The 19,836-nt window shown below is 41.0% G+C and carries 22 protein-coding genes; 11 read left to right on the forward strand and 11 right to left on the reverse strand.

Features of this window, described 5'->3' with window-relative positions:
- Positions 1-34: 34 nt before the first annotated feature.
- The 5 genes from H6H03_RS11980 to H6H03_RS12000 form a co-directional block, all read right to left on the reverse strand.
- Entirely contained in the window at positions 35-472 is a 438-nt protein-coding gene (locus H6H03_RS11980; RefSeq protein WP_190955345.1) for a secondary thiamine-phosphate synthase enzyme YjbQ, read from the reverse strand.
- 71 nt (positions 473-543) lie between these two features.
- A complete protein-coding gene (locus H6H03_RS11985) occupies positions 544-1,713 on the reverse strand; it encodes a pyridoxal phosphate-dependent aminotransferase (RefSeq protein WP_190955346.1) in 1,170 nt (389 codons plus the stop codon).
- Positions 1,714-1,909: 196 nt separating this feature from the next.
- Complete coding sequence (locus tag H6H03_RS11990; RefSeq protein ID WP_073642669.1) at positions 1,910-2,194, reverse strand: RNA recognition motif domain-containing protein; 285 nt, start codon at positions 2,192-2,194, stop codon at positions 1,910-1,912.
- Between the two features lie 572 nt (positions 2,195-2,766).
- Positions 2,767-2,913, reverse strand: coding sequence for a hypothetical protein (locus H6H03_RS11995; protein WP_190955347.1), 147 nt, complete (start codon positions 2,911-2,913; stop codon positions 2,767-2,769).
- A gap of 72 nt (positions 2,914-2,985) precedes the next feature.
- Positions 2,986-3,162 (reverse strand): plasmid partition protein ParG, encoded by a 177-nt coding sequence (locus H6H03_RS12000; protein WP_313931834.1) that lies wholly within the window; start codon positions 3,160-3,162, stop codon positions 2,986-2,988.
- Between H6H03_RS12000 and H6H03_RS12005 the strand changes: the two genes are divergently transcribed.
- From H6H03_RS12005 to H6H03_RS12025, 5 genes are all read left to right on the forward strand, one after another.
- A complete protein-coding gene (locus H6H03_RS12005; protein WP_190955389.1) occupies positions 3,097-3,297 on the forward strand; it encodes a hypothetical protein in 201 nt (66 codons plus the stop codon). The genes H6H03_RS12000 and H6H03_RS12005 overlap by 66 nt on opposite strands.
- Before the next feature lie 150 nt (positions 3,298-3,447).
- Complete coding sequence (locus H6H03_RS12010) at positions 3,448-3,657, forward strand: hypothetical protein (RefSeq protein ID WP_190955348.1); 210 nt, start codon at positions 3,448-3,450, stop codon at positions 3,655-3,657.
- Positions 3,658-4,620: 963 nt separating this feature from the next.
- Positions 4,621-6,048, forward strand: a complete 1,428-nt coding sequence (locus H6H03_RS12015; protein ID WP_190955349.1) for a galactose oxidase-like domain-containing protein — start codon at positions 4,621-4,623, stop codon at positions 6,046-6,048.
- Positions 6,049-6,162: 114 nt separating this feature from the next.
- On the forward strand, positions 6,163-7,062 hold the full coding sequence (locus tag H6H03_RS12020) for a hypothetical protein (protein ID WP_190955350.1): 900 nt from the start codon (positions 6,163-6,165) through the stop codon (positions 7,060-7,062).
- 335 nt (positions 7,063-7,397) lie between these two features.
- A complete protein-coding gene (locus H6H03_RS12025; RefSeq protein ID WP_190955351.1) occupies positions 7,398-7,958 on the forward strand; it encodes a Uma2 family endonuclease in 561 nt (186 codons plus the stop codon).
- A 328-nt stretch (positions 7,959-8,286) separates the two neighbouring features.
- Here the strand turns inward: H6H03_RS12025 and ftsH are convergent, their stop codons facing one another.
- Both ftsH and H6H03_RS12035 read right to left on the reverse strand, forming a co-directional pair.
- Positions 8,287-10,221: an ATP-dependent zinc metalloprotease FtsH gene (ftsH, locus tag H6H03_RS12030; RefSeq protein WP_190955352.1), complete on the reverse strand. Its 1,935-nt coding sequence runs from the start codon at positions 10,219-10,221 to the stop codon at positions 8,287-8,289.
- Positions 10,222-10,325: 104 nt separating this feature from the next.
- Positions 10,326-10,994 (reverse strand): DUF1614 domain-containing protein, encoded by a 669-nt coding sequence (locus H6H03_RS12035; protein ID WP_190955353.1) that lies wholly within the window; start codon positions 10,992-10,994, stop codon positions 10,326-10,328.
- Positions 10,995-11,342: 348 nt separating this feature from the next.
- Here H6H03_RS12035 and H6H03_RS12040 point away from each other — a divergent pair, with 348 nt between their 5' ends.
- The 3 genes from H6H03_RS12040 to H6H03_RS12050 all read left to right on the forward strand — a co-directional run bounded on the left by H6H03_RS12040 (position 11,343) and on the right by H6H03_RS12050 (position 13,574).
- On the forward strand, positions 11,343-11,534 hold the full coding sequence (locus H6H03_RS12040) for a hypothetical protein (RefSeq protein ID WP_190955387.1): 192 nt from the start codon (positions 11,343-11,345) through the stop codon (positions 11,532-11,534).
- Between the two features lie 90 nt (positions 11,535-11,624).
- Entirely contained in the window at positions 11,625-12,773 is a 1,149-nt protein-coding gene (locus H6H03_RS12045) for an AI-2E family transporter (protein WP_190955354.1), read from the forward strand.
- A 165-nt stretch (positions 12,774-12,938) separates the two neighbouring features.
- On the forward strand, positions 12,939-13,574 hold the full coding sequence (locus H6H03_RS12050) for a type I restriction endonuclease subunit R (RefSeq protein ID WP_190955355.1): 636 nt from the start codon (positions 12,939-12,941) through the stop codon (positions 13,572-13,574).
- Positions 13,575-13,810: 236 nt separating this feature from the next.
- On the opposite strand, the gene H6H03_RS12055 is transcribed toward H6H03_RS12050, so the two are convergent.
- Complete coding sequence (locus tag H6H03_RS12055) at positions 13,811-14,692, reverse strand: DUF4231 domain-containing protein (protein WP_190955356.1); 882 nt, start codon at positions 14,690-14,692, stop codon at positions 13,811-13,813.
- Positions 14,693-15,079: 387 nt separating this feature from the next.
- On the opposite strand from H6H03_RS12055, the gene H6H03_RS12060 reads away from it, so the two are divergent.
- Entirely contained in the window at positions 15,080-16,249 is a 1,170-nt protein-coding gene (locus H6H03_RS12060) for a homocysteine biosynthesis protein (RefSeq protein WP_190955357.1), read from the forward strand.
- Positions 16,250-16,336: 87 nt separating this feature from the next.
- Here the strand turns inward: H6H03_RS12060 and H6H03_RS12065 are convergent, their stop codons facing one another.
- Entirely contained in the window at positions 16,337-17,353 is a 1,017-nt protein-coding gene (locus tag H6H03_RS12065; RefSeq protein ID WP_190955358.1) for a hypothetical protein, read from the reverse strand.
- Positions 17,354-17,734: 381 nt separating this feature from the next.
- On the opposite strand from H6H03_RS12065, the gene H6H03_RS12070 reads away from it, so the two are divergent.
- Positions 17,735-18,625 carry a tetratricopeptide repeat protein gene (locus H6H03_RS12070; RefSeq protein ID WP_190955359.1) on the forward strand — a complete coding sequence of 297 codons (891 nt, stop codon included), beginning with the start codon at positions 17,735-17,737 and terminating at the stop codon, positions 18,623-18,625.
- On the opposite strand, the gene H6H03_RS12075 is transcribed toward H6H03_RS12070, so the two are convergent.
- Both H6H03_RS12075 and H6H03_RS12080 read right to left on the reverse strand, forming a co-directional pair.
- Complete coding sequence (locus H6H03_RS12075; RefSeq protein WP_190955360.1) at positions 18,532-18,888, reverse strand: hypothetical protein; 357 nt, start codon at positions 18,886-18,888, stop codon at positions 18,532-18,534. The genes H6H03_RS12070 and H6H03_RS12075 overlap by 94 nt on opposite strands.
- Before the next feature lie 3 nt (positions 18,889-18,891).
- A complete protein-coding gene (locus tag H6H03_RS12080) occupies positions 18,892-19,512 on the reverse strand; it encodes a TMEM165/GDT1 family protein (protein ID WP_190955361.1) in 621 nt (206 codons plus the stop codon).
- 42 nt (positions 19,513-19,554) lie between these two features.
- On the opposite strand from H6H03_RS12080, the gene H6H03_RS12085 reads away from it, so the two are divergent.
- On the forward strand, positions 19,555-19,788 hold the full coding sequence (locus H6H03_RS12085) for a hypothetical protein (RefSeq protein WP_190955362.1): 234 nt from the start codon (positions 19,555-19,557) through the stop codon (positions 19,786-19,788).
- Positions 19,789-19,836 lie beyond the last annotated feature (48 nt).

The raw sequence follows: 19,836 nt of genomic DNA on the forward strand, positions 1-19,836 counted from the left end.
GGATTCTGAATTCTGACTGCTATTTTTAGTTGCATTATTCACCAGAAATTTGCACAAATACTGTTCTTTTACGCGGCCCATCTAACTCAAAAAACAACACAGACTGCCAAGTTCCTAAAGCTAATTTACCATCAACAATAGGTATTATCTCACTAGTCGCGAGCATCATTGCCATTAAATGAGAGTGAGCATTAATCGGTTCATCTTCTGGAACATCTCTTAAGTGCAAATCATTATGCAAATAGCTGTCTGTTTCTGGCGCTAATTTTTGCAAGAATACTTTTATATCTTCTAATAATCTGACTTCATTTTCGTTGATGGCTAAAGCTGTTGTAGTGTGTCGAGAGAATACTAAAGCTTGTCCATTTTTGATTGAGGTTGAAGCAATCAATTCTTGAATTTGTGGTGTTATATTATGAATATTAATTTTTGGTTCTGTTTCAATTTCAAGTAATTTATTAATAATTGGCATCTGTTAAATTTTAAAGTTTTGGTTTTGTCAATAGTCGGCTAACAATTTTTAATATCTTAAGAAATTTAATATCAACTCCTAATTATATTTTGCAACCCTTCAACTAATCTTTCTATACCTTCTTTTGCGGTCTCTTGTTGCAGCGCACCATAAGCAACGCGTAGATAGCATTGATTATCTATGCCAAAGGTTGTACCTGGGATAACTGCTACTTTATATTCTTGGATGAGTCTTTTAACTAATTCAAAAGCATCGATTTGAGTATGAACTTTCAAGAAAAAATAAAAAGCGCCATTAGCAGGTGTAATAGTACATAAACCTTGGAGGCGGTTGAGGGATTTTAGGACTAGTTGTCGTACTTGAGAAATCGCTCCAATATTTTCCTGTAAATACTTTTCTTTTGCTTGTAATGCTCCTAAGGCTGCATATTGAGAAATTACTGGCGGACAAATTAAAATTGTGTCTTGGACTTTTTTGACGGCGACAAGTAAATGTTGAGGAATTACCATATAACCAATACGCCAACTCGCAAAACCATAGGCTTTGGAAAGGCTATAAAGAGAAATAGTGTATTTGCTACTACCATCAAATGCACCAGGTGAAATATGTTTTACCCCATCGTAGGTAAAGTATTCATAGGCTTCATCACTAATGTGATAAATGCCGCGAGTTCTACAGATTTCATTGACCTGGCGCAATGTGGCTTCACTATAAACAACCCCAGTGGGATTATTTGGTGAAATGGTGACTACAGCGCGTGTTTTGGGTGTAATTGCTTGAGCGATCGCTTCTGTTTGCAGTTGATAATTTTCGTCCGTTGCTACTAATATCGGACGACAACCAGCCATTGCGATCGCCATTTCATGATTGAAATAGTAGGGTGTATTTAAAATAATTTCATCGCCTGGGTTGGTAATAGCAAGAATGGCATTCATAAATCCCATATTGCTCCCCGCTGTCACAACGATGCAGTTTTCTCCATTGATTTCAATACCATTAAAGGCTTGCAATTTTCCTGCAAGTGCTGTCACCAATGGCGCAATACCTTCCACTGATTTGTATAAATGATTATTCTCTTCAGCGAGGAATTTTGGCAAAAATTCTATTGCTTCCGGTGGAGGGGTGTAATAAACAACACCTTGTCCTAAAGAAATTGTTCCAGGAGAATTTTTAATTAGTTCCCCAACCACTGGAATAATGGGCGATTGTATCGCCTGCATACGAGAGGTTAGGGATTCCATGTTTCCATTTAGATCGAGGTAGCTATAATATCTTTTACGGGAGAAGAACCGACTAGTCGCGATATTTTTTAACCAATTGCGACTGGTCGGACGTAGTTCTATGAAGTTGTTTCTTGCCAAATTGTTTCTAGTTAATTTTAGCCACTTAGTCTTACATGACTAAGAAATAATTTGCTATACTAGAAACTCGTCATTATTAAAAATCTTGTTTTTTCGACCAGCTACCTCGTGGATTGTCCTCTCGTGGTTTAGCTTTGTTAACTCTCAGTTGACGGCCCATCCATTCTGCACCATCTAATTCTGTGATGGCTGCGTCCTCTTGAGCATCTTCATTCATATCAACAAAAGCAAAGCCCCGCAGTCGTCCTGTTTCGCGGTCAGTAGGCAAGACAACTCTTTTGACCTCGCCGTAGTCTGCAAACACTGCTCTTAAGTCTGCTTCAGTAGCGCGGTAGGAGAGATTTCCAACGTAAATAGTCATGTGAGATCGGGTAATTTTCAACAAAGAGCGATGAGTTCAGCAAAAAACAGATTTAACAAAATTGCAAATAAATATTGCATATTCCTCTCTGATTCAGCAATAGTTTGATGAATGTTCGAGGGGAGCAGTAAATCAGGTAGCATTAGCTGAACTTAGACATACGCTCATATAATAACTGATTGTGACGTTTTCCAAAGTACTAGATTTGACAAACTCTTATTAACCTAAGTTGCTAGTTCCGCCGAAGTGCGATCGCTACGGAGATGATTTGAGCAGCCAAATTCCCTCTAGAGAAAAAATTATAGGGGCTATATAAAACTAAATAATTGCCTTTTATCCTAAGTAAGTTAGCTAGAATAAATCAAACTATATTACAAAACGTAAATAAACCTGAAACTCTTACCAATTACCAAGAACAAATGATAAATGGCGATAAGAGCTAGTTAGGTTTATTGGGGTCGCTGATGACCGATTAAAGACGATGGAACTGCGATCGCAATCAAAAAAAATCGGTAGAAATCGCATACCCTCAAAGGGCAAGAGGTATAAATGTCTACCTATTTAACCATTATTCACTCCCGGTCATGCCAAGCTGTAATTATACTCTGCCGCTTCAAAATACTTAAATGTTTCACTAGCTCATTTTTGAGTTCTTCGTCTTCGTGAGCGTAGGAGAAGAAAACTTCTATAAGATTTGTGGCTGATGTAGATATGGGCATAAATTATATAAATTCGCAAAGTGTTTCTTACTCAACTGGTTTTACTACCAAGACAATAAATTCGCTACTAGCTTATATGCTCTTTGTCTCCCCAGTTAGGGAAAACTCCTTGCTTTCTAACCATTGCTCGATTAGCTCAATGACTACTTGGCTCATCTTCTTACCCTTCATGACGCAAGTGGCATGGAATCGCTTCTTCAAGTTAACCGTAATATTTATATGCATTTCTTTAGTTGCTTTAGTATTCATGTACCTAATTCCAAGATAGATGAACCTACAAAAGTAGAAATGGCGATTCCTGAAAAACACCATTTGAGGAATGAACAGAGGGATAAAGAAAAGCACTCTCAGGAAAAAAGCAATCCCGCTCTGGGTTGGCTTTGATATATAAGTGTCGGCTGTTTGCAAAATTCCATCAAAAGTATTGACAAGAAAGTTAGCTAAAAACTAAGCTTTAGTTAAGAAAAGGTTATAAAGCACAGAATTTAACTTGTAGAAGTTAATTTTCTCAAACCATTAGTTGAGAAAAAATTATTGCACACCCCAGATCCGGTTCAAGTAGGAGACAGAGTTTTGATTTTACGCCCCTTCTATGTAGCAGGAAAAGTTGGGGTAGTTTGTGGCCGAGAGTCACGCTCAGATGGTCAAGCAACCAACCGTTGGCTGATTCAAGTAGATGTTGAAAATATTGTGCTGTCACTCAAGAGCCACGAGTTTGAGGTAATTAACTCAGAATCACAGTAACTTCCGGATAGTGGTGGCTTGTCAGCAGATTGTTAACAATCGGAAATATAAATGAAGCGATCGCCAGTATTAAGTTAGGTATTAATATTAAGTGCAGACTATACCACTACTTGGTGATAGTGCAGCAAATATAAACAGAATTAATCGTCCAACGAAAGATTAATAAAATTGGAATTAATGTCTTGATATCGCATTCCAAGAGGAAACAATGCTACAATAAATTATTAGCTGTTACACATTTAATTAAATAAATTTCAAATTATAGCGGTTCCCAATCTGGTCAGGTAGGCTTTCAACACCACTAAGCTTGGTAAAATAAATTTAGTGTACCTAATTTGCTTAGGAAACGCTATAGTCGTCTTTTGTTAAAGTTAGAAAACCCAATGGTTTAAAGGCTTTTGTAACTTTGTCTTTCACCTTTGACTAAAAATTTTAATTCATATTAGAAAACAAAGCCTCAAACCTTGCTTAAATCAATGCTCCAGAGTCTGGATTCGATTCTTTTTTTCTAAAAGTGACAGAAGCTTCATAGGAAAGCGATCTCTGGCACAATGTCGCTTTGTGTCTATCCATTCCCAATGAATGTAAAGAAACATTTCTGTTTTTAGAAGGAAAATAAATCTAGCAAATAGTATCAATTTGATACGTCAATTTCATACAAAATTTTGGCATAAAAAATTTAATTAATTGTAGAAATAAACTACTTTTGGCAAAAAATTCTCATAACAGTAAAGGCTGTTGTCTAATTTTGAAGTTGCTTAATAAAAGTTTTATTTCACAATTTTAATTGTGTCTAGATAGACAGAAAAATCTTAAAAGTTTTTATGTGTTCCCAAATTACAGGTTTTACACTTTGCCATCCCACAAGGCAATAGTAAGAAGCCTTTTCATACGTTGTTGCTGTACGTAGTTCGTGAAAGACAACATAAAAATTCTAGTTTTTTAACCAGGGGAGTCAACAAAATGCCTTGGCAACTATCGTCTCAAATTCCGATTAATCCTGTCCATGCTGCTGTGGGAAGAACAGGTAAGGTATTGTTCTTTGGTGGTTCGGGTAACGATCCGAGCCTAGCAGCATATAACAATTCTCCGAAAGGGGTTAGACTTTGGGACCCGAAGAGCGGAACTTTCACCACTCCGACGATTCCACTAGATATTAATGGAGACCCTATTGACGTTTTCTGTTGTGGTCACTCCTTCCGACCTGACGGACAACTGTTTGTTGCAGGTGGAACTTTACAATATGACCCATTCTATGGTATTAGCGATTGCTTCCTATTTAATTTTACTGCCAATAACGGCAATGGAAGTTGGACAAAAGTGGCATCAATGAATAGAGGGCGCTGGTATCCTACCGTCTTAACATTGGGTAACGGTCAAATTTTTGCGCTCTCAGGTTTAGATGTAAATGGCAGTAATACTCGCAACCCAGAAATTTTTAGCGCTTTTACTGGTTGGAACATTTTTACACAACAAACTAGTAATTTAGCTAACTATGCCCACTTGATTCTGTTGAGTAGTGGCAAACTTTTTTATACAGGCGCTCAGATGGGGAGTAACAGAGGTACGTCACCACGCATTCTTACTTTACCCTCACAATTTAATCAAGCGATCGCCGAACAGGCAGTGTCTGGATTAGAAGCTCCAGCTCATGGTAACCAAGCTGCTAGCCTATTGCTCCCACCAGCTCAAGACCAAAAAGTGATGATTATCGGTGGGGGTGGGACTGCAACAACCAACCGAGTTAATATTATCAATTTCAATGCTACTACTCCCACTTATACAGCAGCATCGTATCTCAATAATCCAAGGATGCACCATAATGCTGTTATATTGCCCGATCGCACAGTATTTGTGTGTAATGGCAGCAGAGGGAACGAAAGTATAACAGAATCGACACTACCAGCAGAAATATACAATCCCGCGACGAATACCTGGAAAACCGTAGAGACACCAAATGTAAATGGCCGCGTCTATCATTCAGTGGCGGTGTTGCTCCCAGATGGCACAGTAGCTGTAGCAGGGGGAAATCCTAGACGTGGTACTTATGAAAATCGGATAGAAATTTATAGTCCAGCGTACATATCGCAGACAAGACCCACAATTATTAGTGTTCCCGCAACAGCAACATATAACGCAACAATCACGATCTCTACAAACGTACCTGCAACAAGCATCAAATGGGTTCATGTGATTAGGCCAATGGCACCTACTCATAGTCTAGATACAGAACAACGACTAGTAGATATCCCAATTAAATCTAGGAGCGGCAATTCTTTGACAGCCCAAATAACAGCTAATCGCAACATTGCAGTTCCTGGCTACTATATGTTGTTTGTTGTTAACAACAACAATGTTCCCTCGGTAGCAAGTTGGATTCAAATAAAATAATCCCCAGCGTTCAATTAGCAATCAATTCAAAAATCAAAGCAGTATTAGCCAATGTTGAGGAACTACAGCAAGCGTAGAACAATGGCAAACGGCAAGTAATTCTGGGAGTTACATATGGAACTAAAGTTAACACGCAGACAATTTGGTCAGTTGGCGTTGGCAAGCACCACAGTTGCTGCTATGGGGGTTGTTCTGAGCAAAACCCTTGCAGAAGAGTCCAACACAGATACCCTGATTCTGGGCATCAGAAACGGTATTACTAACAACCCTACTCCTACCAACCTAGACTCAAATATCACCGACCTCGGTGACGCAAGCCAAACCAACGATCCATCTACTCTACAGCCAATCATTGTAGAATCTTTTAACGTCAGCACTCAGGAAATCAAGACCGTGCTGACCACCGCACCGATTTTGGAGACTTGCGAGCAGTTGAGCGGTTTTGTGTCCATAAATGGCAAACTTATAGCAGCCGCGAGCAATATCTGTACAAGAAAGAAAAAGGACAAAAAAGTTCGTTTAATTGATTTAAATTCTCTAGAAACTGTAAATATTTCAGGACTGAAAAACAAGGAAGAAGTTTACCAATTACTGCGTTTGACAGACGGTTCGCTTGCTGCCTTGGTCATCAAAGAAAAAGGAAAGGGGTCTTCTAGGATAGTAACTATTGACTTGAATACAGGTCAGGTTACAGATACAAGCAAAATACCCGAACAAAAGCGGGTGATTGCTCTAGCTGAGTGTCCTGACGGAAGTTTGTATGGGATTGATAGTGATAAGGTAGGCGAAATAAGTTTGTCCCAAATCGGCCAGAAGCAATCAAAAAAATTGAAATCCCAAGGTCAAGCTTTGAATAATGGTTGTGACGGATTAGTTTGCACTTTATCAAACGAATTATTCGCCTTAGTTGCATTTAGGTATGAATCTCCTAAACACGTGGACAAAATCAATAAGGACACTGGAGAAATGCAGACAATAATAGGGTTTGATGTTGCTAAAATTACGCTTGCGTAGACATTATTGCTTATAGCATTTCTTTGTGAGGGTGCGCCAAATTTTTTTACTTATTCTTTGTTGCTTTCTTTGTCCCTTGGCGTTCTTCTCTTCTCTACGAGACGCTAAGAGCGAACGAGACGCTTCTCTACGAGAGGCTTCGCCAACGCGTTGGCGGAAGCCTCTCGTAGAGAAGGCGGTTCGTTTATTAATATATGGCGCATCTTCATACAGAATTGGTATTACTAGAGGCAACGCAGCTTTTCAAATGGCATTTATGTAAAGTGGATTCTGCTTCCAATGGGCGCTTTGCGAGTTCGCACATAATTAAATTATCCCCTCTACGCTATTTGCTTATGACTATTGCCAGTCAACCCCAACTAAGTTTAGATGATTTCCTCAAACTGCCGGAAACTGAACCAGCATCAGATTTTATTAACGGGGAAATCATTCAAAAACCTATGCCTCAAGCTGAACATAGCCGACTACAGACTAAATTTTGTAATGTCATTAATAACGTAACTGAAAACCAAAAAATTGCTTACGCTTTCACAGAACTACGCTGTACCTTTGGCGGTGCTTCTATCGTCCCTGATGTGTCTGTGTTTCGCTGGGATAGAATTCCCAAAACTCCATCTGGCAAAATTGCTAATCGCTTTGAAATTCATCCCGACTGGGCAATTGAAATTCTTTCCCCAGAGCAAAACTTAAAAAAAGTTTTGAGTAAATTATTGCATTGCTCGCGCAATGGTACTGAACTTGGCTGGTTGCTAGACCCAGAGGATGAAAGTATTCTGACAGTATTTCCTCAACAGCGAGTGGAATTATACGAAGGTGCTGATAAATTACCCATTGTTGAGGGTATCGATTTGGAACTGACTGTAGAACAGGTTTTTGCTTGGCTGAGTTGGAGTTAAGGCGAACTTCAAGTTAGAGCAGGTTTCAAGAAAAATGAAGTGTCTTTGACTCAGGTATAAAGCATATTTTACTCCTGAATTCTGATTTTCCTTTAAAAAAAAATTTAAGATAGAAGGTTTTTATAAAATCCATATTAAAAACTGAATTTTTTTATAAAATGAGTTTTGATTAATTGTAAGCAAATAAGAGAGATGATTGTAACCAGATAAATTTCAGCTTGCAATATATAGTATAAAAAATTGGTATTAATTCTGTTGTAATAAACATAGAACTGATTAGAAAAAGCGATCGCCCACTTTTAGAGCGATCGCTTTTCAATCTCAAATTCTAATTTAGAATAGATTGCAACAATGGCTTATCTTGCGATACCTTACCTGTTTGCAACCATTCTTGTACTTCCGTCGGCAATTTTGCTTGAGTAATATATTCCCGCAATTCCAAACCTTCCAAAATTTCTTTTTGCAACAGTTGTTCTGCGGTTTGCTCTAATAACTCGCGGTTATATTGCAAAATAGTCAAAGCGATATGGTGAGCATTATCCAACGTTTGCTTCACTTCGCGATCGATTTCCTCAGCCACTTTGGGACTAATAGCACGGCGTGGGTTGGCATAACCTTCGAGAAACTGCTGTTGAATTTTCTCAAACGCCACTGGCCCAAGTTCATGGCTCATTCCATAAAGAGTAATAGCACGTTCGGCTAACTCAGTCGCTTTTTGGATGTCGTCAGCAGCACCAGTGGAAACTTTGCCAAAAACGATTTCTTCGGCAGAACGTCCACCTAAAAGAGTAGCAATACGCCCGCGAATTTCGTCTTCTAGCATCAAGAAACGGTCTTCTTCCGGCATCTGAATTGTGTAACCCAAAGCACCAACACCGCGAGGAACAACGGATATTTTTTCAACTCTACCCGCACCAGGCATCAGGGCACCGATAATAGCGTGACCAACTTCGTGATAAGCTACGGTCTTTTTCTCAGTCTCATTCAACACGCGGGAGCGTTTTTCTAAGCCAGCAATTAGACGTTCGATACCTTCGTTGAAATCTGCCATCGTCACTGCTTGGCTATTTCGCCGTGCAGCTAAGAGTGCAGCTTCATTTACAAGGTTGGCTAAATCTGCCCCAGCAAAGCCAGGAGTCCTGATGGCAATGGTACTCAAATCGACATCATCAGCCAATTTGACGTTTCTCGCGTGGACTTTGAGAATTGCTTCTCGACCAATTTTATCAGGGCGATCGACGACAACTTGACGGTCAAATCGACCAGGACGGCGTAAAGCCGGATCGAGAATTTCTGGACGGTTGGTGGCGGCGATGATAATTACCCCTGTGTTGGTATCAAAGCCATCCATCTCGCTGAGTAACTGGTTGAGGGTTTGTTCCCGTTCATCATTTCCCCCCATAATCGGCCCAGCACCACCGCGAGATTTACCGAGTGCGTCTAACTCGTCGATAAAGACAATGCAGGGAGCTTGTTCTTTGGCTTGTTCAAACAAATCGCGGACGCGTGCAGCACCGACACCAACAAACAGTTCGATAAATTCGGAACCAGAAATACTGAAGAAAGGAACAGCAGCTTCACCAGCGATCGCTTTTGCTAGTAATGTTTTACCAGTACCCGGAGGCCCTACCAACAGCACACCTTTGGGAATTTTCGCCCCTAGTGCAGTGTATTTTCCAGCGTTTCTCAGAAAATCAATAATTTCTTCTAATTCCGCTTTGGCTTCATCTACACCAGCCACATCAGTAAATTTAACGCCAGTGCTACCTTCCGAATAAATCCTAGCTCTACTTTTACCCACCGTGAGTGCAGCCGGGCCTCCTTGGCGGCTCATTAAAAAGCCCCAAATCCCAAAGAAAATTAACGGTGGTGCAATCCAACTCAGTAAAGTAGCAATCCAAGCATTTTGGTTTGGCGGTGGTGCTGCAAACTGGACATGATGCTCGCGGAGAATTTTTGGCAAATCTAGATCGATACCTACCGGGGTGGTGATGAAAACTTGTTCGGTGACTTTGCCATCGGGAGTTTGAGTTTTGATGGTATATTCAATGCGATCGCCACTAACAATCGCTCGATCTACCTTCCCCGCTTCCACCTCAGCCAAAAATGTGCTATAGGGAATCTGGGGCGATCGCGAAATAAAAAAACTGGGAACAATAAAGTTCAGCAGTAACAACAGGCTTAATAAAATGAAGAAACTGCCACCAAACTGTCGACCTTTGGGCGGTTTCATGGGTCTTTTGTTATTAGTTTCAACAGGCATTTTGATGTACCCTCAATTGAGTTATAAGTGTTGAGTTATGAGTGTTGAGTTATGAGTTTTCACTTTGAATTTCTAACTCCTAACTCTTAACTCCTAACTCTTCACTAGCTTAGTAACAGAGCAAATAATCCACATAAAGCAATGCCATCAAATACACCAGCACCACCGATGCTGAGTACTCCTGCACTCATAGATTGAATATCTTTTAGATGTAGTAAATCAGCACCAATTAAGGTTCCCAGCACACCACCAGCAAAGGCTACAGGAGCAGCATGGGGTACAGCGATTAACATTGCAGATAAAGCAGCAGTCAAGGGAGCCAATAAAGGATTCATTTGAATACCTATTCCGGGCACCACCCGCGCTGCATAATAGCTAACGACGGTAACGATCGCAGTTACAAGCAAAATGAAGAGAGCATTTGCATGAGCAAATTGGTAAAGTGCCAACAACACAGGAATTAAGCCACCACCTACATTTAGTGCTACCACGGTAGAACGCTCAACTCTCCTTAAAGGAATACCCCAAAATTCTTTTAACCATAGTGTCGCAAAATCATCTGCCAGATGGACTGGAGTGGCTAGGCGGTATAGGGGTATATTGATAGTGCTTGTGAAAATTACTAGCACCAGCAATAAAAAAGCGATGTTGGAAGAAAATCCCAGCTTGGCTACTGCGATTTCCACCACATCTACTGCCACAGCAAACCAAATGAATGGTAGTAGTAGTAACAACACAAGAAATAGCAGTAATGAAACTGGTAGGTAAATCATAAGATGAGAAAATTTATAATTGTGTCATATCACACAAACACATTTACAGATGCTATATCGATTCATTCAACAAATGCTTAAGTAGTAATTAAGCTGCTAGGAATATTGACAGTTATAGGTGAAAAATGTAGGTAGGAAAGACTTTTATCTATTTACTAGGCTATTACACTTTGAAATTGCACGACGACTCATAAAATTTGTTGACCGTTAACTGTTAACTGTCAACTATCAAAAGATGTGCTGTGTTAGATGCGCTACAGCTAATCTATTGGTTTCTATTTTAGAAACTAGATAGCGCAGTCCAAATTCGCGTACACCCAACAGAAAAATGTGTATTACCGTACTGTTATGGAAAATCAGCTAGGATTTGTTCTCAAATTACTTCTACTTTCGGCTTTGATATCGGTGTTAATAAAGTACGTTGCTCCATATTTATCAATTTCGGCAACAACAACTAATGCTTTAATTATAGTTTTATTACCGATCGCCATCGTGGCGATCGCTCTACTGTGGCGATTCCAAGCATACAAACAAAGTTAACTTCAATTATCTAGGCACAAGCGATCGAAATCAGCTAACCTAGCTGAATTACAACAAAATTGCATCTCACCAACTGCTGGGAGTTAGCCTGTGAACTTGGGTCAATGGATCGGTTTAATTGCGATCGTTCTTTCTTTATACATTTTGTGGCAAATTCGGGAAGTACTATTACTGATGTTTGCCGCAGTTGTCTTAGCCACCACCTTAAATCGGCTAGCGAAACGCTTCCAACGCTCAGGTATGAAGCGTGGACTGGCCGTACTGTTGTCAGTCGCTATCTTTTTTGCAGTAATCGTGGGTTTTTTCTGGCTAATTGTGCCGCCTTTTGCACAGCAGTTTCAAGAATTAACCTATCGAGTTCCCCAAGGGTTTGGGCGCTTTAATAGTTGGCTAGACGCACTCAGAACCCGCATTCCTAGTGAGTTGGTTCCCTACATTCCAGATCTCAACAGTCTGATCCAACAAGCACAGCCTTTTGTCAATCGGTTATTAGGAAACTCCTTTGCTTTTGTCTCTGGTTCGTTGGAAGTCGTTCTCAAGGTTTTACTAGTGCTAGTTTTAACAGGAATGCTGTTAGCCGATCCCCTAGCTTACCGCAAAGTTTTTGTCCGGCTTTTTCCCTCATTTTATCGGCGACGCGTGGAAGGGATTTTAAGTAAGTGCGAAATTTCCTTGGGGGGATGGGTAACAGGTGCTGTTATTGCGATGGGTGTAGTGGGATTAATGAGCGTAATTGGCTTATCTGTTTTGGGTGTCAAAGCAGCACTCGCTTTAGGGGTTTTGGCAGGATTTTTGAACTTAATTCCCAACCTCGGTCCGACACTGAGTGTAGTACCAGCAATGGCCATCGCTTTGTTAGACGAACCTTGGAAAGCGATCGCTGTTTTGATTCTTTACTTCATCATTCAACAGGTTGAGAGTAATTTCATCACACCCGTTGTTATGGCGCATCAAGTCTCATTGCTACCAGCTGTCACCTTAATTTCTCAATTATTTTTCGTCACTTTTTTTGGATTTTTAGGATTATTTCTTGCACTACCCTTAACTGTTGTCGCTAAGATTTGGGTACAAGAAGTTTTGATTAAAGATGTTTTAGATGAATGGGGAAATCACCATCTACAAGAAACTGAGTTTGTCATCAGTTCTAAATTTCCTCAAGTAGACGATCCTTGGTCAACAGAAACTCCAGCTAGCGATCGAGAACAACCAGTTGATAACGCTTTCCCCAAAGACGAATAGTTATTGAGTACATATAGCGATCGAGTGAAATATTGCATAAAGGTTTGTTGACTGTCAACGGTAGTCAAATAACAACCATAACAGGTATTTTTCACAACTGAAATAGGATTGCTATAGAGAAAATTTCTCGCAGCTAAAGTAAGAACAATAATGAGATGGCAGTAAATGGTTTCTCGCATCGGAATTACTGACAATATTAAAAGCTTGAGCGATTTACAAACTCGCTGTAATTTGCGTCAAACAGATAGCGATCATTTCTTCGTAGAATGGTTTGAAAACTTACCAGAACTTAATCCCCAAGAAAAAGTAGGTATTGCTCGAATCAAACAGCGTTATGATTATCATCGTATCGATGGTCTGCTATTAGAAGGTACAATTAACCTCCTAGTAGTTTCTCCATTGTTGGAACTTGCAGGTTTTCTCGATCCACCTTTCCGAATTCGCTCACCCTATGGTATCGCTTTAGAACTCGACGATCCAGAAGAAACAATTCGCGGTTTTATCGACACACTAGTTGTACAAGAACAACTTTGGATTTTGGTTGTTGAATCCAAGCGAACAAGTATTCCAGTTCCAGCCGCATTACCGCAATTATTAGCTTATATGCTCAGTAATGACCGGAGCGATCGCCCAGTATTCGGTATGGCAACAAACGGTGATGAATTTGTGTTTCTCAAGCTCACTTTCACAGATACTCCTCAGTACGACGTATCACGCACGTTTTCGCTATTTCCTCGCCGACACGAATTGGGTGAAGTTTTACAGATTCTAAAGCGACTCGGACAAGTACTTCTAGAGTAAAATTTTCTTGTCTTCCTAATTAAAAAATAATCTTTTACATCTTCTTAGATTAGCTTTTTGACCCTGTATGTCCTAACATAGCTGACGACTGCAATAATAATAAATCATTTGTAAATAAGAAAATTCCCGACTTTTTAAAAAATCGGGAATTCAATCTTTAGAGTTAGATTAATAAATCTTGTTGGCAAAAATCACCACGGAGAATAGCTAGCTGATTTCTTACCAGAAGCAATTCATCACTTTGTTTTCTCACTAATTGCCTCTTGATTTGGCTCGTTAGATGGAGCAGATTCTGTCTTCTCTGATTGAGTTTCAGAGGCTTGTTGCACTTGGTTGAGATGAATGTTGTTCACTTGAACAATAAAGTATTCTAATGCCTGACTGGCTTTTTGCTGCTGTTGAATTTCGTCAGACACATCATAGCAACGATAAGGCTGAGTAACTCCCAAGATAAATTTTTCTTGTTCAGCCTCTAACAATTCAACGGCTGTATTAGCAGCAATGGAATTCTTTTGAAAAGGAAAAGAGGTAACTATACTGGCGAGTATGGAAGCAAGAGCCGGACAAAGAACGGGGAGCCACTTTAACCAAGGTTGTCCTGTTTCTAATTTATCCACTAGAACTAAAATTGGTGTAACCCCTGATAAAATAACCGTTGCTATTTGCAAAACATAGTAAAGGTTCCTTGAGACATTCTTAATTCTTTTATAATCATCAATCAAATCTTGACAGTATTGTAAAGCTTTTTTTCTAGCTAAAGTCAGAGTATTTTGATTCCAAGAATTATTATTAGCCAATAGGTAAGTATAAAGTTCAGCTTTTTTGGCTAATTCTGACTTGTCAGCCAACTTTCTGGAATTCTGAAATACTTGTCTATTGATTAATAACAAAAAAAACAAAATAGTTAGAGATATCGTTCCATAAATTACAACTGTTCTATCAGTTGAGTAAAAACTAATCAACAGAACAGAAGAGACAAAAATCGCAAGTAATAAATACTCAATTACCTTTAAGGTAAATAATCTTTTTTCTTCTGGCTGAGAGGATAAATTTTCAAATGTATCAGAAATTTGGCTTTGGTTTTTATTTTCAAGATTAGTTAATTCAGAAGTAGTCATTGCTTCTTTCTCAGTTTATTAACGGGTATAATGTAGTAAACTGTGGTCAATCTTAACCATACATACATTTGATTGATAACGCAAGACTTTTGTTGTATTAATTTTACGGCTATCGGGAAGATAGCTAAGAAAGGATACTTAGTATACAGATTGAAAGTTAGCTAAAAATTTTACTTTTGGATAGCATCTAGCGTAGTGATAGTTACGGTGTTGTGAAGGTCGCTCTGAATGGCATTTATGAGTCCATGAAGAGGCCGTCGGCTTGTTGTATGGGTTTTAGTCGGCTTCGGCCTTAAAAAAACTTGAATTTTATAACTATTTCAAGAAGAAATTATGTCATCTGTCATTTATAAAAGAAGACAATAAAAGGCGCTAGCACCAATTAAGATGCGAACAATTGCAGAAATTAACGAAAAAATTAGCCGCCAACGTGCGGTAGTGTTGACAACCGAAGAATTAAAAGCACGAGTTATAGAAATCGGTGTTACTAAAGCTGCCAAAGAAGTTGATGTCATTACCACTGGAACTTTTGAGCCGATGGAATCAAGTGGTGCAATTATCAACCTTGGACACACTGACCCCCCAATCAAAATTCGCCGTTGTTGGTTGGATGGTGTTCCAGCTTACTCTGGTTTTGGGGCGGTAGATTTATATTTGGGCGCCAGTTGTGCTGTGGAAGTGATGGATGGCGAGGAAGCGCGAGAACGCGGTGGCGGTCATGTCATCGAAGATTTGATCGCTGGTAAACCGATACACGTCAGAGCGCAAGGGCAAGTAACAGATTGTTACCCCAGAGCAACATTTGAAACTACAATTACCAGTGAAACAATAAATCAGTTTTATTTATTCAATCCGCGTAATCTTTATCAAAATTTTATCGTTGGTGTGAATGGTGGCGATCGCCCACTTTTTACTTACTTGGGGCCTTTACAACCGCGTTTGGGGAATGCCGTTTACTCTAATCCCGGCGCTATTTCCCCATTACTCAACGACCCGGAACTGCAACTTATTGGTATAGGTACAAGAATTTTTTTAGGCGGTGGTGTTGGCTATGTCGCCTGGGAAGGCACTCAGCACTTTCCCTTACAAAAGCGTTTAGCGAATCGTACACCCATTGGCCCTGCGGCTACTCTAGCTTTAATTGGCGATGCCAAGCAAATGGATGCTCATTGGGTACGGGGTTGTTACTTCAAAAGTTACGGCCCTTCATTAATGTTAGGCGTTGGTGTACCACTTCCGGTATTAAACGAACAAGTAGTTGAACGCTGTGCCGTCCAAGACCAAGATTTAGTAGCCCCAATCGTAGACTTTTCCATTCCGCGTCGGGTGCGTCCCACCTTTGGTTTAGTGAGTTACACCCAACTCAAATCTGGGCGGATTACCATCGAGGGCAAAGCGGTACGCTCTGCCCCCTTAGCGAGTTTGTTTTTTTCCAGGGAAGTTGCCCTAGAGTTAAAACAGTGGATTGAAGCAGGTAAGTTTACCCTTACAGAACCAGTTTCCCCAATTCCAATGGAGCGTTCTTTTCTACCCCAAGATCGTTGGACGGATTTTTGATCTTGGAGACTGGGCATGGGGCATGGGGCATTGGGCATTGGTTATGAATTATTCCCCTTGTCCCCTTGTCCCCTTGTCCCCTTATCCCTACTCTTGGGGTGGTTTCGGCCGCTTAATGGGCTTAGGAGTGGGTGTTTTGGGTATAGGTTTGGAAATTACAGGAGTATCGCTACCTGCACTTGCTTTCTTGATGGGACGGGGAGTTTCGCTACCGCGTCTGGGGGGGAATGGTTTTCTACCACCACCACCACGAGGGCCTCCTTTAACTCCTGGTCTGCGTTTTTTGGGCAAATCAGCGATCGCCTCAGCTTTTTCTACCACTAAAACATCAGCTTCCCGCTTAGCTTGGAAGTCCCAGAATTTCCCTACTGCTTTGGTGGTTAGCACACCCCTCAATTTCAATTTAAAATATTTGGGTTTATCAGTTGGTTTGCGTGGAGCTTGCTTAATTTTGACTACCAAGCTCTTAGCATCAAAAGACTGGTATACTACCTCACCACGAACAGAAAAGCCACCATCTGCAATTTCTGATGAGGGTATCACGGGAATTGTATTGAGTTCAGAGTTTTCAGATAAGCCATCATCAGGCGTTTCTACCTCTTGTGACTCCGAGTCTAGCTCGTCCTCATCTATTGAGTTTTTAGCCAGGTTTTCTGGCTCCCAAACTCCTACAATTTGAATATGCAAAGTATCATTTTCTTGTCTTGTACGTGGATATACTACCCACAAATGTTCTTTCTCTAAGTCTAAGTGATTCTTGACTAGGCTCATAATCCGCCCTAAAAGGACGGCGTTGAGTTCTACACCATCTGTGGTTAGCAGCGTACCTTGGGTAAATTGTTCGCTGCTAGCATGATATCGACCTCGGACTAAACCGATGGCTCGATATTGCATCGGCTCGCTGGGAGGCGGAATCGGTTGCTGTCGATTGGCTAAGTTCCCATTTGGGTCAGTCTCACTGGGGTTAACAGGCGAATTTTCAACTTTAGAGGACTGGTTTGCTGCTGTATTAATAACATTAGCGGCTACCTCTATGGTATTTTTTCCCTGGTTAGAGGCAGAAGAATTGGAAGATTCGGGCAATGGCATCAGGTCGGAATTCATAAAAACTCCTTGCGGCACAGACACATCCCAATTTTGGGATTTAACAAAGGCAGCTGAAAAGAGCGTTTGTGCGGAGTAAAGAAAGTATATTTACTTTTCACAAAGTCACACTAGAGTACTCTACACAATCCTAAAGGCGTTAAATTTAGTGTGTAAACACTAAAAGTCTAATCTAGCGCTCTAGACACTAGTTTCGGAAGCATATCACAGCTACAATTCTGACGGCTCCTCCTAAAGTCATCACTTACTTTAGCAGTGTGGATAGTTAATTGTTATAAAATTCACAGACAATGAGCGGTATTCCGCAAAGTTTTGGAAATTTTTAACTTTACGATTTGTCTAAATCATAATGTCATTAGAATTCAGGAGAAAGACAAAACTGTGTCTCAACCGCGCAATCGCTGGATAGTTCAAGTTATTTTGGTGCTGGCAATTCTCGCTTTTGTGGGTGTTTCGGTGATTCCTTTATTTGGAGCATTGAATAATACGCCATTTTCTAGCCAGAATACCGCTAACACCAAAGGCACTTTGACTTCCTCTGACCAAAAATCAAAACTCGAAGACCAAGTACGGGGATATGAGCTGGTTTTGCAAAGGGAACCAGAAAATCAGACTGCGCTCAAAGGCTTATTAGAAGCGCGGCTACAATTACTCAGCCAAAAAGAAAAAAGCGAGGTCAAACCTTCTGATATTCAAGTCGTTATTGAACCTCTAGAAAAGCTAGCTAAACTCAATCCTGAACAGTCAGAATACGCAGTACTCTTGGCTCAAGCCAAACAGCAAATAGGCGATCGCGAAGGAGCCGCCCAAGCTTATCGCTCGATTTTAGACACAAAGCCGGGTGATTTGAACGCTTTACAAGGAATGGTGGCTCTGCTGCTCAGTCAACAACGCCCGGAAGCAGCCATTGGCTTATTGCAAGATACTCTTACTAATGCTGCCCAAGCAAATACAAATCAACCTGGAAGCATGGACACAGTGGCCGTGCAAGTGTTGTTAGGTAATGTTCACGCTTCCCAGAAACGCTACGCCCAAGCTTCCTCTGTATATGACCAGGCAATAAAGAAAGATCCGAAAGATTTTCGTCCCGTTGTGGCAAAAGCGATGCTCCTGAAAAAGCAGGGCAAAAATGCAGAAGCAAAACCTTTATTCGATCGCGCCGCAGCTTTAGCACCCGCTCAATACAAAGACGGAATCAACAAAGCCGCGACAGATCCTATCACCCCCAATCCGGCTGCATCTGGCACACCTCCGTCGGATAAACCTAAGTGATGGGCATGGGGCAGGGGAGGCAGGGGAGTGTGGGGAGAGAGGGGAGTGTGGGGAGTGTGGGGAGAGAGGGGAGAGAGGGGAGTGTGGGAAGAGAGGGGAGTGTGGGAAGTGTGGGAAGAGAGGGGAGTGTGGGGGGAAAGAGAATTAATGCTTCCCCATCCTCCCACACCTCCCACACCTCCCACACCTCCCACACCTCCCACCCCTCCCACACCTTCCACACCTCCCACCCCTCCCACACTTGCTGCTTGCCCAATGCCCAATTCTCACACTCCTTCAATGGCAGCAACGATACCAAAGATGAAAAACAGGCATCCGCCAATCAAGGTTAGTTGACGTTCAGAAATGCGGCCTGCAATCATTTTGCCGCCGATAACAGCGATCGCTGCACAAATCGCATGTCCCAAAATTGCACCTGTGGTTACTCCAATTGGATTATTGCCGGCTGCTAAGGCAATGGTGGCAATTTGAGTGCGATCGCCCCACTCTGCCATAAAGGTTAATGCAAAGGCTTCTATTAAAATTGATAAGGAACTTTTTCGCTTTGGTAGCTGCAAATCTGCCTGCTTTACCGCAGCTTCGGCCTCTTCTACAATTTCAGTGTCGCAAGCAGAGGCAGGCATCTTACTAGCGTCGTAGAGCAGTTTGATACCAAAGGCGATAAACAAAGTTATTTCAGCATAATGAATATAAACTTTAGGCAATAACGACGCTGCCTGTCCAAATAGCACCGAAAGAATTGTCATCGCGGCTAAGGCAGCTACCACACCTGTGAATACCAGCCGTCGCGAGTGATGCATTGCCAAAATTACAGCAATAAAAAATGTTTTATCGCCTAGTTCTGAAACTGTAATTAATAACAAACCTGCGGTAAAAGCTGTTAACACTCTCTCAAGCTCCTGAAAAATGGTTGCCCGATGTGAAGCTTGATGAGAGCCAAAAAACCTCACCAAGCTTACACTTTTCGGTGTGAACTTAGTGAAGGTCTCGCTTTCAAATATTTTATTACTTGCCACCTGAACCAGGCTTATCGCCAGTATGTTGATTCAGATGCACTGGCTGATAAATTTTTTGCCAGCAGCTACTCCCCTTCTGTTGTGAGTGCAATTATACCTATATTTCAGGTACAAGTCAAGACCACAGATATAGCAGTTACCAATTAAATTAGGACATAAGCTGTAAAACCTTTACACGCTTATTACCTGTTGCGT

Origin of the sequence: Nostoc paludosum FACHB-159 (genome assembly GCF_014698835.1) — a bacterium.
Taxonomy (GTDB): domain Bacteria; phylum Cyanobacteriota; class Cyanobacteriia; order Cyanobacteriales; family Nostocaceae; genus Nostoc; species Nostoc paludosum.